At 73.2% G+C, this 13,410-nt stretch carries 14 protein-coding genes and 1 pseudogene; 5 read left to right on the forward strand and 10 right to left on the reverse strand.

The window, feature by feature from the left end; genetic code table 11:
• Positions 1-32: 32 nt before the first annotated feature.
• Positions 33-848 (forward strand): class I SAM-dependent methyltransferase, encoded by an 816-nt coding sequence (locus tag O7622_RS10415; RefSeq protein WP_282313145.1) that lies wholly within the window; start codon positions 33-35, stop codon positions 846-848.
• Positions 849-957: 109 nt separating this feature from the next.
• On the opposite strand, the pseudogene O7622_RS10420 reads toward O7622_RS10415, so the two are convergent.
• Positions 958-1,185: pseudogene (locus O7622_RS10420) on the reverse strand (flavoprotein); the annotation flags it as partial.
• Positions 1,186-1,306: 121 nt separating this feature from the next.
• Complete coding sequence (locus tag O7622_RS10425; protein ID WP_282313147.1) at positions 1,307-2,986, reverse strand: Na+/H+ antiporter; 1,680 nt, start codon at positions 2,984-2,986, stop codon at positions 1,307-1,309.
• Positions 2,987-3,107: 121 nt separating this feature from the next.
• Here O7622_RS10425 and O7622_RS10430 point away from each other — a divergent pair, with 121 nt between their 5' ends.
• Positions 3,108-3,821, forward strand: coding sequence for a Clp protease N-terminal domain-containing protein (locus tag O7622_RS10430; protein ID WP_282314101.1), 714 nt, complete (start codon positions 3,108-3,110; stop codon positions 3,819-3,821).
• A 47-nt stretch (positions 3,822-3,868) separates the two neighbouring features.
• Here O7622_RS10430 and O7622_RS10435 read toward each other — a convergent pair whose 3' ends face one another.
• Together O7622_RS10435 and O7622_RS10440 are read right to left on the reverse strand one after the other, a co-directional pair.
• Positions 3,869-4,387 carry a hypothetical protein gene (locus tag O7622_RS10435; RefSeq protein ID WP_282313148.1) on the reverse strand — a complete coding sequence of 173 codons (519 nt, stop codon included), beginning with the start codon at positions 4,385-4,387 and terminating at the stop codon, positions 3,869-3,871.
• Positions 4,388-4,616: 229 nt separating this feature from the next.
• Positions 4,617-4,802 (reverse strand): DNA repair protein, encoded by a 186-nt coding sequence (locus O7622_RS10440; RefSeq protein WP_282313149.1) that lies wholly within the window; start codon positions 4,800-4,802, stop codon positions 4,617-4,619.
• Between the two features lie 228 nt (positions 4,803-5,030).
• Here O7622_RS10440 and O7622_RS10445 point away from each other — a divergent pair, with 228 nt between their 5' ends.
• Complete coding sequence (locus O7622_RS10445) at positions 5,031-5,696, forward strand: GNAT family N-acetyltransferase (RefSeq protein ID WP_282313150.1); 666 nt, start codon at positions 5,031-5,033, stop codon at positions 5,694-5,696.
• Between the two features lie 183 nt (positions 5,697-5,879).
• Here O7622_RS10445 and O7622_RS10450 read toward each other — a convergent pair whose 3' ends face one another.
• The 4 genes from O7622_RS10450 to O7622_RS10465 all read right to left on the reverse strand — a co-directional run bounded on the left by O7622_RS10450 (position 5,880) and on the right by O7622_RS10465 (position 9,009).
• Positions 5,880-6,584 (reverse strand): TetR family transcriptional regulator, encoded by a 705-nt coding sequence (locus O7622_RS10450; RefSeq protein WP_282313152.1) that lies wholly within the window; start codon positions 6,582-6,584, stop codon positions 5,880-5,882.
• A complete protein-coding gene (locus O7622_RS10455) occupies positions 6,520-7,005 on the reverse strand; it encodes a DCC1-like thiol-disulfide oxidoreductase family protein (RefSeq protein ID WP_282313154.1) in 486 nt (161 codons plus the stop codon). The genes O7622_RS10450 and O7622_RS10455 overlap by 65 nt, the downstream gene beginning before the upstream one ends.
• On the reverse strand, positions 7,002-7,436 hold the full coding sequence (locus tag O7622_RS10460; protein ID WP_282313156.1) for a hypothetical protein: 435 nt from the start codon (positions 7,434-7,436) through the stop codon (positions 7,002-7,004). The genes O7622_RS10455 and O7622_RS10460 overlap by 4 nt, the downstream gene beginning before the upstream one ends.
• Before the next feature lie 121 nt (positions 7,437-7,557).
• A complete protein-coding gene (locus O7622_RS10465; RefSeq protein WP_282313157.1) occupies positions 7,558-9,009 on the reverse strand; it encodes a glycoside hydrolase family 3 N-terminal domain-containing protein in 1,452 nt (483 codons plus the stop codon).
• A 124-nt stretch (positions 9,010-9,133) separates the two neighbouring features.
• Here O7622_RS10465 and O7622_RS10470 point away from each other — a divergent pair, with 124 nt between their 5' ends.
• Positions 9,134-10,339: an ROK family transcriptional regulator gene (locus O7622_RS10470; RefSeq protein ID WP_282313158.1), complete on the forward strand. Its 1,206-nt coding sequence runs from the start codon at positions 9,134-9,136 to the stop codon at positions 10,337-10,339.
• Between the two features lie 85 nt (positions 10,340-10,424).
• Here the strand turns inward: O7622_RS10470 and O7622_RS10475 are convergent, their stop codons facing one another.
• Complete coding sequence (locus O7622_RS10475) at positions 10,425-11,435, reverse strand: ABC transporter permease subunit (RefSeq protein ID WP_282313159.1); 1,011 nt, start codon at positions 11,433-11,435, stop codon at positions 10,425-10,427.
• A complete protein-coding gene (locus O7622_RS10480) occupies positions 11,432-12,436 on the reverse strand; it encodes an ATP-binding cassette domain-containing protein (RefSeq protein ID WP_282313160.1) in 1,005 nt (334 codons plus the stop codon). Before O7622_RS10480 ends, O7622_RS10475 begins: the two co-directional genes overlap by 4 nt.
• 120 nt (positions 12,437-12,556) lie before the next feature.
• Between O7622_RS10480 and O7622_RS10485 the strand changes: the two genes are divergently transcribed.
• Positions 12,557-13,408 (forward strand): ABC transporter ATP-binding protein, encoded by an 852-nt coding sequence (locus tag O7622_RS10485; RefSeq protein ID WP_282313161.1) that lies wholly within the window; start codon positions 12,557-12,559, stop codon positions 13,406-13,408.
• Positions 13,409-13,410: the final 2 nt, after the last annotated feature.

The raw sequence follows: 13,410 nt of genomic DNA on the forward strand, positions 1-13,410 counted from the left end.
TCCGCACCGGCGTCCGACAGGGGAGAGTCACCATGACCGAGAAACACCGCGTCGACCTGGGCCCGGTGCAGGAGACACTGCTGATCCCCCTGTACGGGCGGGCGGTCGAGAGCCGTAAGCCGCGGCCCCTGGTGCGCGACCCACGCGCCACCGAACTGGTCGGGTCGATCGACTACGACTTCGCGAAGTTCGACGGCGGCCGCAGTCTGGTCGGCTCGGTGCTCCGCGGCATGGTGTTCGACCACTGGGTCGCCCAGTTCCTCGCGGAACACCCGGCCGGGACCGTCGTCGAGATCGGCGCCGGCCTGAACACCCGGTTCGAACGCCTCGACAATGGTTCCTGCCACTGGATCGACCTGGACCTGCCGGACTCGATGCGGCTACGGCGTCGCTTCTTCGCCGACACCGAACGCCGCACCATGCTCAGCGGGTCCGTGGTCGACGGTGCCTGGCTCGCGGAGGTCCGGGATCGTCCGGCTCCGTACTTCTTCGTCGCCGAGGCGGTCCTGATCTATCTCGACCGGGCGGACGCCCGCACCGCGGTCCGGCAGATCGCCTCGCGGTTTCCGGGCAACCAGCTCGCTTTCGACACCTGGGGGCGGTGGATCCTGCGCAACCAGCACCGCCACGACGCGCTGAAGAAGACGTCCGCCACCCTGCGCTGGGCGTGCGACGACCCGCGCGACATCGAGTCGTGGCAACCCGGAATCCGGCTCGTCGAGAGCAGCACCGTCGGCGCGCAACCCGACGTGCTGCGCAGGCTTCCCCTGCCGTACCGGATCCTCATGCCCGCACTCAGACTCCTGCCCCAGGCACGCGCCTACCGGCTCAACCTGTACCAGACCTAGGTGAGCGGAGCCCGGCGATTCCTGCGACAACGTGACATCACTGAGGTGATCTCAGCGAGGAATGGCGGTTGATTCGGCATGACACGGGCCAACTGGTTCGTACCGGACGGTCCGTGGCAGGGAGGGAGCGGCGGGTGCCGGGAGACGACCGGTAGGTGGAGCGGACCGGGTACCCGGTCAGCCGCTCTATCGCTGGCGCGTCGATGAGATCGAGGGCGCTGGGGGTGGCGGTGACCGTCGTTGTCCACGACTGCTGCGTCGCATCGGTGACCAGTTGTGTCACGTCTGCGGCTGGTCCGGCAGCGCAGGCAACGATCTGCAGGTGGCCCTTGGTCATACGCGGATCCCGGCGTGCTGGGCGAAGTCGAGGACTGCGCTGCGAACGTGGCCTCTGGTTAGGACAGCCAGGTCGCCGGCGATGCGCTGGACCGCTGGCCGACCCGGGACCGGGGGACGGGTCAGCCCGGCGCCCGCTTCGGCAGCAGCAGTTCCTCGTGGTCGAGTTCGCGTTCCAGCACGCGCAGTTCCTCGTCCGGCAGCCGGCCGGAGTCGCGCCACCGCAGCAACTCCTCGCGCTGCGCTTCGAGGACGGTCCGGCGGACCCGCAGCGCCGTCTCGTACTCCGGTGAGGTGGGCAGCTCCGACGAACCGCTCTGCTCGATCAGGTCGAGCCGCCCCCGGTAGCGGGCCAGCCGGGTCTCCAGCTGGGCCCGCGTGGTGTCGACTGCGACCCTGCTGTCCGGCTCCTCGTCGGCGACTGTGTCGAGGCGGGCCAGGGCGGCCTCCACCGCGGCGGAGCGGGCCTCGTTGCGTACCCGGGCCTGGTCGGCCTCGTTGGCGCGCAGGCCGAGCATCCGCACGAGCGGCGCGAATGTCAGGCCCTGCCCGACCAGCGTCACCAGGACGACCACGAAGGTGCAGAACAGCAGCAGGTCACGATCGGGGAAGGGGGCGCCGCTGTCGGTGGTCAGCGGCAGCGTGAAGATCGCGGCCAGGCTGATCACGCCACGCGTACCGGACCAGCTCAGCGCCACCACCTCGCGGGAGGTCAGCCCGCGGGCGTTGCGGTCGACGCCACCGAGCCGCCGCGCGGCATCAGGCTCGTCGGTGTCGTCCTGTTCGGCGACGCCACCGAGCCGGGTGTGCAGCGACCGGGGGAGCCACTGGGTCAGGATCAGCCAGGCCGGGCGCAGGAGCAGCACCACGCCGACCGACACGGCGACGGCGACGGCGATGGTCGACGTCTCGTACTGGCGCAGGCCCCGCATGACGGCGGGGAGCTGCTGGCCGATCAGCAGGAAGACGAAGCCTTCGAGGAGGAAGTCGACGAGCCGCCACACGGCGTTGGTCTGGAGGCGGGCGGCCCCGGAGCCGAACTGTGGCGTCTGGTGGCCGACGATCAGGCCGGCGACCACCACGGCGAGCACGCCGGAGACGTGCAGCGCCTCGCCGAGCAGGTACGCCACGAACGGCGTCGCGAGCGAGATCGCATTCGACAGCAGCGGGTCGGCGGTGAGCGGCCGGACCAGCCGTTTCGCCCAGGCGACGACCACGCCTACCGCGATGCCGCCGGCCGCCGCCAGCACGAACTGCCCGATCGCGGCGGGAAACGAGAACGTGCCGCCCACGGCGGCGGCCACGGCGACGCTGAGCATGGTCAGCGCGGTGGCGTCGTTCAGCAGTCCCTCGCCCTGGATGATCGTGACCATCTTCGGCGGCAGGTTGACCCGGCGGCCCACGGCCAGGGCGGCGACCGGGTCGGGCGGGGCTACCGCGGCGCCGACAGCGATGCCTGCCGCCAGCGTCGCGCCGGCGACGAACAGGTGGAACCCGACGCCCACGAGCAGTCCGGTGAGGAGTACCAGCACCACGGAGAGGCTGACCACGATCCGCAGGTTGCGGCGGATGTCCAGCAGGGACGAGTCCAGCGCGGCGCTGTAGAGCAACGGCGGCAGCACGATCATGAGCACCAGCTCGGGATCGAGGCCGATGTTGGGTCCGGGGAGCAGCGCGTACGCGATGCCGATGAGTGGCAGCAGCGCCGCCGCCGGCAGACCGGTGCGGGACGCGACCCACCGCACGGCGACGACGACCGCGACGGCGGCGAGCACGAACAGCAGAGTCGAATGGGTGCTCACCCCGACCGACCCTACCGGGGCCGAGGTCACCGTGCGACACCGACGGTACCGTCAACCGAGGGTTGACGGAGAACATGCGTCAACCTATGGTTGACGCGTGGAGGAGACCGAACCGCTCAAGATGACCCATCCGGTACGACTCGACGACCTCATCGACGGCATCAAGAAGGCACACACCGACGCGCTCGACCAACTGGCCGGCGCTGTTCTCGTCGCCGACCACCTGGGCGACGTGGCCGACCACCTGATCGGGCACTTCGTGGACCAGGCGCGCCGCTCCGGCGCCTCGTGGACGGAGATCGGCCGCAGCATGGGCGTGACGAAGCAGGCCGCCCAGAAGCGTTCCGCCGCCAAGGCGGAGACCGCCGCCGCGCTCGACCCGAACTCGGGGTTCGGCCGGTTCACCCCGCGTGCCCGCAACGTGGTGCTGGCCTCGCAGGAGGAGGCGCGGACCGCGGGCAACGCCGAGATCACCCCGGGGCACGTCGCGCTCGGGCTGCTCGCCGAGCCGGAAGGGCTCGCCGCCGCGGCGATCGTGGCTCGGGGCGTACCCCTGGAACGGCTGCGGGAGGTCGTCACCGCGACGCTGCCGGCGAAGGCCGCCCAGGTTCCGGACCTGGTCCCCTACGACGCGCGGGCCAAGAAGGTCCTGGAGCTGACGTTCCGGGAGGCGCTGCGGATGGGACACAACTACATCGGTACGGAGCACATCCTGCTCGCCCTGCTGGAGGAGGAGGGCGACGACGGCGTGCTGCGCGGGCTCGGCCTGGAGAAGTCCGCGCTGGAGTCGGCGTTCGAGGCGGCGCTCGCCGAGATCACCCGGAAAGGGGCCTGACCCCGCGCCGGGCACGCGTCACGGGGGCGCGTGCCCGGCTCCGGGTGTCAGTCGGTGGCGGGGAAGCCGTACCGGGCGGCGTGCTCCGGGTCGGCGGGATCGATCTGGCGGATGCCGGCGTCGGCCAGGCGCTTGTTCACCTCGTCGAGGTGCTCCCGGACCAGCCGGGCCTCCTCCTCGGTGACCCGGCCGCGGTGCGGGCGGCCGGCGTGCTCGATGGTGCCGTAGTCGATCTTCTCGGTGGTGCGGCGGGCCTTGGGCGGCTTGACCCGCTCGGCGGTGCGCAGCAGTTGCGCCATCGGCACGTCGGTCGCCATCGCGTCGAACTCGCTGGCGGTCAGTACCACCCGGCGCGGCTCACCGTGACCGTGCCGGTCGTGGATCTCCACCACCGCGACGTCGAGTGCGGCGTCGTCGATGCTCTCCACGTCGACCGGGGTGGCGTCCAGCTGCACGGGGCCGGCGACCAGGTCCGGGTGCTCCAGGACGACGACCTTGACCACCTCGTCGTCGGGGCTGAGCACCTGACCGGTGAAGTCGGAGACGTGGATCGTCTTCTTGCCCATGCGCGGAGCTTCTCCTGTCGTAGGCCGAAATCGGACCACAAGACGCTACCGCACAGGTGTGCGAAGGCCGGTACGCCCGCCCGGCCGGTGTGTCGCCGCCCGCGTAGATCCGGTCGTAGCCGGCGTCGTGGTGCGGCACCGTGACGCCGTGCAGTTCGGCGGTCGCCGTGATGATCAGGTCAGGCGGGCGGACTCCAGCCGTTCATCGTTCACGCTTGAGAGCGGTGCGTCAGCCGGTCGCTGATCCACGCCAGGCGGCGGTGCCGGTCGGCTGCGCGTTCAGTTCGGCCCAGGAGAGTCCCCGGTCGCGGGCCTCGCGGTACGCCGGCTGCGCCGGGAACCGTCCGGCGTCTGCGGCGGCCCGCCAGCCGCGCTCCGCGTCCTGCTGGAATCGGTCATTCGGTTCGTGAGGCATGACCACTACCGTCCCAGAGAAACTTGTCCATGTATGGAAATGAATATGACGCAGGGGCGATGCCTTCGGTTCCGCGAAGCGCCGGGGTCCTGCGGCCGGTGGCGGAACCAGGAATCGGCGCCCGTCGCTGGCGTGCCGACCCCCTACCCGCCTGCCGCGCGTCTCAACCGCGCCGCGATCGGCGAATTCCTCGGGCACGGGCGCGGCGTCCCGGCGTACCATGATCACGTGCTCGACCGGCGGGTCTTCCTCCATCTGGCGGCCTGGTTGGGACAGTGGCCGGCCGGCCCCGGGCTGCACGTGGTCCGGTCGCACCGCCGCGCCCGTCCGGCCTGGGACGGGCGTCTGCGGCCGGCCGTCGCGGTGACAGCGGACGGCAGCACCGTCCTCTCGGTCGCCGCCGACCGGGTGGAGGCGGTCCGGACGCTGGTGCGCGACCGGCCGCTCGGGGAGTGGCTGCCCGCCCTGCCGGACACGGTCGGCACGCCGGAGTTCATCGCGCACACCTCGGTCTTCCGGTGGTGCACCGACCCGGCGCCGCTGCCCGAGGTGGGGGAGTGGGTGACGCCCACGCTGCCCGGGCTGCCGCCGTGGCTGCGGCTGTTCGACCGGGAGGTGCTCGTGGTCCGGGGTGCCGACGGCGCCTACCGGGCCGGCGTGGGGATCAAGCGGCACGACGCGTACGGGCACGAGCTGGCGGTGGGCACGGTGCCGACGGCGCGCGGGCGCGGCCTGGCCCGGCGGCTGGTCGCGCAGGCGGCCCGCCGGGTGCTGGACGAGGGGGCGATTCCCACCTACCTGCACGACCCCGGCAACGCGGCGTCCGGCCGGGTGGCCGAGGCGGCCGGGTTCCCGGATCGCGGCTTCACCGCGTTCGGCGTCTTCCCCCGCTGAGCCGGCCCGGATCCCCGGCCCGGCGCGGACCGTGGATCCCGGGCCGGATCCACGGTCCGCTGCTCACCCCCAGGCCCCGACATCGGTAACGCTATGTGTTGGTGCCGGTGGTCAACAAGGGGTGTGCCACTGTCCGGTTACAGACTCTCACCTGCGCAATCATTGGCAATCGCGGCGGCGAGATCAGTGACGCAGCGTATGGATCAGGGTGAGCGCCTGACGGGTGACAGGCCGCAGCACGCGCAGCCGCGACAGCCCCACCAGCCGGTCCACGAGCGGCACCACGCCGTCGATGAGCTGCCGGGTCTTGACCTGCCCCTCCGAGCGGTCGTGCACCCAGTAGAGCACCACACCCATGTAGCCGAGCCAGAGCAGCTCGGGCAGTGCCTCGCGCAGCTCGTCGTCGACTTTGACGGTGGACCCGGTGAGCGCCTCGCGGAACAGCGCGACGGACATGTCCCGGGGCGCCGACGACTCGGCGGAGAACGGGCTGAGCGGCGAGGTCGGCTCGGCCGCCGTCTTGAAGAAGGCGCCCGCGAACGCGTGGTACGGGCTCAGCACGTCGATGCCCGCGTGCAGCACCCCGGCCAGTCGCGGGCCGAAGTCCCGCTCCCGGGCGAGTGCCGGGTCGGCCGCCGCCCGGTGCTCGCGTTGGGTGCCCGCGTAGAACTCCTGGACCAGGTGCTCCTTGGAGCCGAAGTAGTAGTAGGCGTTGCCCACCGCCACGCCCGCCTCCTGGGCGACCGCGCGCATCGTCGTGCGGGCGTATCCGCGCTCGCGGAACAGCCGCATCGCGGTGTCCAGGATCAGCTGACGGGTCTGCTCACCCCGGGCCGTCGACCCGCCCGGCCCACCCGCAGTTGTCGTCGGCGCACTCTGCTCGGTCATCGTCGTCACCGTATCCCGGTTCCCGGATCCGCTCGCGGACCGCTGAGGCCGCCGCCACCACCCGCCGAGCCAGCGGCAGCAGGTGCGGCCGGGCCAGCCGCTCGGCCGTACCGCGATGCTCGGTGAGCGCCCAGAGACAGGCGAACCAGGCGCCGTCGCCGCGGTAGACCGCGCCGGTGTCGGCCACCACCGTCAGGTCGCGCAACGTGGCGTCGTGGTCCAGCCCGGGAAAGCGCCGCCGGGCCTCGGCGGACCCGGCCGGCACGAACCCCAGCGGTACGAGCTGGGCGCGCGAGGCGAGCCACCGCCGGGCGGCCCGGCACATCGGGCAGTCCGCGTCGAACAGGACGGTGAACCCGCGGATCCCACCGGCCCCGTACCCGGTGGGATCCGGCCGGTGCCCGCCCGGGGCGGACGTCACCGGGCCGGCGGGTTCGGCCCCGCCGGTAGCGGTCCGCCCTGCGGCGGGAGCATTCTGACCGGCGGCAGCGGCGGGTGGGTGGCCTGCTGCCGCAGGCGGCCGCGCCGGTAGCGGCCGAGCGCGAAGACGTTGAAGAAGTGCAGCGCGCCGAGCACCAGCAGGACGAGTCCCACCTTCATGGAGAGCTGCTCCAGCGCCTGGCTGGCGTCGCCGACCGGACCGGACTCCTTCATCGCCACCGTGACGTAGCCGAGGTTGAGCAGGTAGAAGCCGACCACCAGCAGGCTGTTGACGGCCTCGGCCAGCCGGCTGTCGGCGAACACGTCCTGCAGGAACACCAGCCCGTTGCGGGACAGTGCCCGTGCCACCCAGACGGTGAGGCCGATGCTCACCGTCAGGTAGGCCAGGTACATCCAGACCTTCGCGTCCATCCCCGTAGCCTCTCTTGAACATGTTCAAATCAAGGACGCCCCGAGCGTACGACAGAACTTGAACGCGTTCAAGACGGCGACCCGCCGCCCTTCCGGGCGGCGGGCCGGGTGGGTGCGTGGGTCAGGCGGTCAGGCCGAGCGCGTCGGCGGCGGCGCGGCCGTTGGCGTGGCTGGCGCCGTGGGTCGCGACGAACGCGCGCGCGCCCGCCGGCCGCCACGCCCCCGGCCAGCCCATCTCGACCACCGTCACCTGATGCGAGGCGGCCAGCGCCTCGACCAGCTCGCGCGCGCCGGGCAGCCGGTGCAGGTGCCGCCCGACCAGCACGACCGGCCGGTCCCCGGCGAGCCGCCGCAACTGCTCCGGGTCGGTCTCGCCCGCCACCGCGCGAGCCTGCTCCACCCCGGCGGCCAGGTGCGGGCCGAGCCCCCAGGGCACCCGCCCCTCGGCGATGGTAGAGGTGGCGTGCACCTGCACCACCAGCGGCGCGGTGTCGCGGACGAGGTCGCCCTCGACGCGTACCGCCCGCAGCGCGGCGGCGTAGCCGAGGCCGTCGACGGCTGGGGGCGGGGCGTCGGCGGGGCCGGTGGTGGCGAGCGCGGCGGTCCGGCCGGCGGCCTCCTCGACCCGTTCCCGAGCCAGCCGGCCGTCGGCGATCGCCGTGGCGATCTCGGCGGCGACCGACTCGACCAGCTCGGCGTCGACCCGGGCGCCGATGCACAGCAGGTCCGCGCCGGCGGCCAGCGCCCGGACCGCGCCCGCACCGACCCCGCCGGCGGCGAGCACGGCGCCCTTCATCTCCAGCGCGTCGGTGATGACCGTGCCGGTGAAGCCGTACTCGACGCGCAGCAGGTCGTGCAGGACCGCGCGGCTGAACGTGGCCGGGCCGTCGCCGGTCAGCGCCGGCACCCGGATGTGCGCGGTCATCACCGCGCGGACGCCCGCGTCCACCACGGCGGCGAACGGCGGCAGGTCGCGTTCCCGCAGGACGGCCGGCGGCACGTCGACCGTGGGCAGCTCGTGGTGGGAGTCGGCGACTGTGGCGCCGTGCCCGGGGAAGTGCTTGGCGCACGCGGCCACACCGGTCGACTGGAGACCGGCGACGGCGGCGGCCGAGTGGACGGCGACCCGCTTCGGGTCCGCCCCGAACGAGCGGGTGCCGATCACCGGGTTCTCGTCGGCGGTGTTCACGTCGACGGTGGGGGCGAGGTCGACTGTGATGCCCAGCGCTGCCAGCTCCGCGCCGATCGCCGCGTACACCCGGCGGGTGAGGTCGGGGTCGTCCACCGCGCCGAGTGCGGCGTTTCCCGGGTACGGGCTGCCGGTGGCGTGCGCCAGCCGGGTGACGTCGCCGCCCTCCTCGTCGATCGCCACGATCACGTCCGGGCGGCCGGCGCGCAGCGCTGCCGTGGACGCCGCCACCTGGGCCGGGTCGTGGATGTTGGTGCCGAACAGGGTGTGCCCGGCGAGCCCGTCGGCGAGCAGGTCGACCGCCCAGTCCGGCGGGACCGGTCCCGGGTACGCGGCCAGCAGCGTGCCCAGCGCGAGCCGGCGCAGTCCTGGATCCAGACCCACGAGTATCCCCTTTCCCTGCCGGGTCGTCCGACCTCTGCGGACGGGGGTGGCCGATACGCTAACGGGCGCCCCTCGGCAGGCGTTTTGTGGTTAGAAAACCTTACTGAAAATTGAGGACGTTGGCATGAGTGCGACCCGGCTGCCCGGCACCCCCCGACTCCTGCGGGCGCTCAACGATCGTGCGGCCCTGGAGCTGCTGCTCGAACGCGGCCCGCTGACCCGGGCCCGGATCGGTGAGCTGACCGGGCTGTCCAAGGTCACCGCGTCCCAGCTCGTCGAGCGGCTGGAGGAGCGCGGCCTGGTCGCCCGGGTCGGCGAGCAGGCCGGCGGGCGGGGCCCGAACGCGCAGCTCTACGCCGTCCGGCCGAGCAGCGCGTACGTGGTGGGCGTGGAGGTGGGCGCGGAGCGGGTGGTGGCGGCCTGCGCCGACATCACCGGCACGGTGGCCGGCCGGGTCGAGCAGTCCACGAAGGACACCGACGACCCGGTCGGCGTGGTGCACAACGCCGTGGTCCAGGCGGCGAGCAGCGCCGGGGCGGAGCTGTCCGCCGTCCGGCGCGTCGTGCTCGGCACCCCCGGCCTGGTCGACCCGCAGACCGGCGACATCACGTTCGCGTTCAACCTGCCGCGCTGGCACAGCGGCCTGCTCGCCGCGCTGCGCGAGGACCTGGACACCCCTGTCGTGTTCGAGAACGACGTGAACCTCGCGGCGGTGGCCGAGGCGCAGTCCGGCGCGGCCCGTGGCACTGCCGACTTCGTGCTGGTCTGGGTGGACGCGGGCGTCGGCCTGGCGATCATGCTGGGCGGCCGGCTGCACCACGGCAGCAGCGGTGCGGCCGGCGAGATCGGCTACCTGCCGGTGCCCGGCGCGCCCATCCCGCGCGACGTGTCCAAGCGGGCCAAGCCGGCGTTCCAGCAGCTCGTCGGCGCCGACGCGGTGCGCGCGGTGGCCGCCGAGCACGGTACCGCCAGCCCGGAGGCGGCGGAGCAGGGCGTCGCGGCGGCCCGGGCGGCCGAGGTGGTACGCGCGGCCATCGCCGCCGGCACCGCCGGTGGGCCGATGCTCGACGAACTGGCCCGGCGGCTGGCTCTCGGCGTGGCGAGCACCTGCGTGGTGCTGGACCCGCCGCTCGTGGTGCTCGCCGGGGCGGTCGGGCAGGCCGGCGGGGCGGCGCTGGCCGAGCGCGTGCAGCACGAGGTCGCCGCGATCACGCTGGTCCGGCCCCGGGTGGTGGCCACCGGGCTGACCGAGGAGCCGATCCTGCGCGGCGCGCTGCGTACCGCGCTGGACGCCGTCCGCGACGAGGTGTTCGGCTCGACGGTCGGCTGACCGCGTCGTGCACCCTGGCGCCATGTGAAGGAATCCTTCATCATGGCGTCGGGGTTCGCAAGGAGTTGCCGAGGTGTGGCTCCGGTCAGATCAGGTCGCGGCGGCGGAACACCGTGAACGCGGCGGCCACCAGCGCGCCGGTGAGCCCGAGCAGCACCACCAGGCCCGACGTCCAGGTGAGGGTGTAGGAGCCGTCGCAGTAGCCGGAGATCCCGGGGCCGCAGGCGTTGCTGTCCCAGAGCCGCACCTCGCCGGACAGCCAGGCCGCCAGATAGCTGGACAGCATGTACCGGTCCGGCCGGCCCACCTCCAGGATCTGGAACACCAGCCGCGCCCCCAGCTCCCACACCACCACGTACGCGGCCACAGTGCCGAGCGCCGCCGACGTGTGCCGGCCCAGCGTGGCCACGGCGAACCCGAGCGCCGCGGCGAGCAGCACCAGCATCAGCCCGCGAACCCAGATCGCTGCGAGCGACGGCCAGAAGTCGCCGCCGGTCCGCCCGACCAGTCCCGACGCCTGGCCGATCAACCAGAACGCCCCCAGGTACGCCGCCGACGCCAGCACCGACAGGCCGAGCAGCCCGCCCAGCAGCGTGCCGAGCTTCGCGGCGAGCACAGCGGGCCGCCGCGGCCGCCACAGCAGCAGGTTGACCACCCCGCCCGAGTTCAGGTCGGCCCCGATGTAGGAGGCGCCGACGAGGAATCCGAACAGCGTCAGGAACGCGATCAGGAAGTAGAGCAGCGGCTCGGCCTCCTTGGCGAAGACGAACACGCCGCTGAGGTAGTCGGCCGCGCTCGGCAACTGGTCGAGCTGGGCCGGGTCGATCTGGGCGCAGTCGCGCGGCAGGTAGTCGTTCTCGCCCGGCGGGAGCGTGCCCTCCCGGATCCGCAGGCAGCGGTCGTACGTCATCTCCATCTGGCGCACGCTCTCCGCCGCCTGCGCCTGCGCCCGGCTCAGCTCCGCCGGGCTCGGCCGGTGCGAACCGGCGAGCGTGGTCACCACCGTCACCGCGAAGGCGACAGCCAGCAGCACCACCATGAGCTGTACGAAACGCCGGGCGGCCAGCCGCTCCAGTTCGGCACGGACCAGGTTCACGCGTCCACCTCCCGGGTCTCCCGGACGTCGAGGTCGATCACTCCGTCGCTCGGCGGCGCGCCGTCGACCTGCCGCGGCACCGCCACGTGCTCGTGGCCGCCGGTCAGCTCCAGGAAGACGCTCTCCAGGTCCGGCCGCAGCGGGACCAACTCGCGTACCCACATGCCCTGCTCGCCGAGCGTCCGGCTGATCGTCTCCGGATCCTGCACACCGGTCGCCACCAGGTGGTCCGGCGCGACCGTCACCGACAGGCCGGCCCGGCCCAGCAACTCCCCGGCCCGCTCCGGGTCGGCCACCCGGACCCGCCACTGGTGCTGGTCGAAGCCGGCCAGCACGTCCTCCACCGGCCCGTACGCGACCCGCCGCCCCCGGCTCACGATCGTCACGTGGTCGCAGATCAACTGGATCTCGGCGAGGATGTGGCTGGACAGCAGCACCGTCACCCCGGCCTCGGCCAGCGACCGGGTCAGGTCACGCATCTCCCGGATGCCGGCCGGGTCCAGCCCGTTCGCCGGTTCGTCCAGGATCAGCAGCTCCGGGTTCTTCAGCAGGGCCGACGCGACCGCCAGCCGCTGCTTCATGCCCAGCGAGTAGCCCTTGACCCGCTCGTCGCCCCGGTCGCGCAGCCCGACCTGCTCCAGCACCTCGTCCACCCGGGCTGTCGGCACACCCCCGGCCAGGGCCAGCAGCCGCAGCGTCCGGTGGGCGGTGAAGTTGGCGAAGAACTGCGGGCTCTCCACGATCGCGCCGACCCGCCCGGCCACGTCCGGCAGGTGCTCGGGCGACTCGGCGCCCAGCACGCGCATCCGCCCGGCGTCCGGCCGGACCAGCCCCAGCAGCGCGCGCAGCGTGGTGGTCTTCCCGGACCCGTTCGGCCCCAGGAAGCCGTGCACCTGGCCCGCCTCGACCAGCATGTCGAAGCCGTCGACGGCGACCCGGCGCCCCTGGCGCAGAGTGTGGAACGTCTTGCGGAGGCCGGCGATCTCGATGACCGCGCTCATCCGCGCGCCTCCCGGCAGCGGTCGGGCATGGGTGTCCTTCCGGAAGCGGTGACCAACGACACGGCGCCCCACCCTATGGCGGCGGCGCCGCCCGTGGGGGGCGCCGGGCCGGGTGCGTGATTGGATGGAGCGGTGACTGGTGACCTGATCCCCGGCGCCCCGGGCGCCCTCGCCCCCTCGACCGTGGACGCGGATCTGGTGGTCAGCCTCGACGGGGTCGGCGTCAAGCGTTCCGGCACCGCGCTGGTGCACGACGTCGACTGGCGGGTCGAGCTGGACGAACGGTGGGTGGTGCTCGGACCGAACGGCGCGGGCAAGACCACGCTGCTCAACCTGGCCGCCGGCCGGCTGCACCCGACCAGCGGCGTCGCACACGTGCTCGGCGAGCGCATCGGCCGCACCGACGTCAACGAGCTGCGTACCCGCATCGGCCTGTCCACAGCGACGCTCGCCGAGCGGATCCCCGCCGAGGAGCGCGTCACCGACGTGGTGGTCACAGCCGCCTGGTCGGTGGTCGGCCGCTGGCGGGAGAGCTACGACCGCACCGACGAGGCGCGCGCCGCCGCGCTGCTGCGCCAGCTCGGCGTCGGCCACCTCACCGACCGCACGTACGGCACGCTGTCCGAGGGCGAACGCAAGCGGGTCCAGATCGCCCGCGCCCTGATGACCGACCCGGAGCTGCTGCTGCTCGACGAGCCCGCCGCCGGGCTCGACCTGGGTGGGCGCGAGGACCTGGTGGCCCGGCTGGCCGAGCTGGCGTACGACCCGGACGCGCCGGCGATGGTGCTGGTCACCCACCACGTCGAGGAGATCCCGCCGGGCTTCACCCACGCGCTGCTGCTGCGCGAGGGTGCCGTGGTGGCGCAGGGCCTGCTCGCCGACGTGCTCACGGCCGACAACCTGTCGAAGGCGTTCGGCCTTCCGCTCGTGGTCACGCGGTCCGGCGACCGCTGGGCCGCCCGCGCCGCCTGAGC

The organism is Micromonospora sp. WMMD1076 (assembly GCF_029581475.1).
GTDB classification, from domain to species: Bacteria; Actinomycetota; Actinomycetes; order Mycobacteriales; family Micromonosporaceae; genus Micromonospora; species Micromonospora aurantiaca.

Excerpts from the sequence above, each read along its gene's own strand:
- O7622_RS10480 (WP_282313160.1), bottom strand. The coding sequence starts at position 12,436 with ATGAGCGCGGTCATCGAGATCGCCGGCCTCCGCAAGACGTTCCACACT.
- O7622_RS10435 (WP_282313148.1), bottom strand. The coding sequence starts at position 4,387 with ATGGGCAAGAAGACGATCCACGTCTCCGACTTCACCGGTCAGGTGCTC.
- O7622_RS10460 (WP_282313156.1), bottom strand. The coding sequence starts at position 7,436 with ATGGACGCGAAGGTCTGGATGTACCTGGCCTACCTGACGGTGAGCATC.
- O7622_RS10450 (WP_282313152.1), bottom strand. The coding sequence starts at position 6,584 with ATGACCGAGCAGAGTGCGCCGACGACAACTGCGGGTGGGCCGGGCGGG.
- O7622_RS10440 (WP_282313149.1), bottom strand. The coding sequence starts at position 4,802 with ATGCCTCACGAACCGAATGACCGATTCCAGCAGGACGCGGAGCGCGGC.
- O7622_RS10415 (WP_282313145.1), top strand. The coding sequence starts at position 33 with ATGACCGAGAAACACCGCGTCGACCTGGGCCCGGTGCAGGAGACACTG.
- O7622_RS10470 (WP_282313158.1), top strand. The coding sequence starts at position 9,134 with ATGAGTGCGACCCGGCTGCCCGGCACCCCCCGACTCCTGCGGGCGCTC.
- O7622_RS10430 (WP_282314101.1), top strand. The coding sequence starts at position 3,108 with ATGACCCATCCGGTACGACTCGACGACCTCATCGACGGCATCAAGAAG.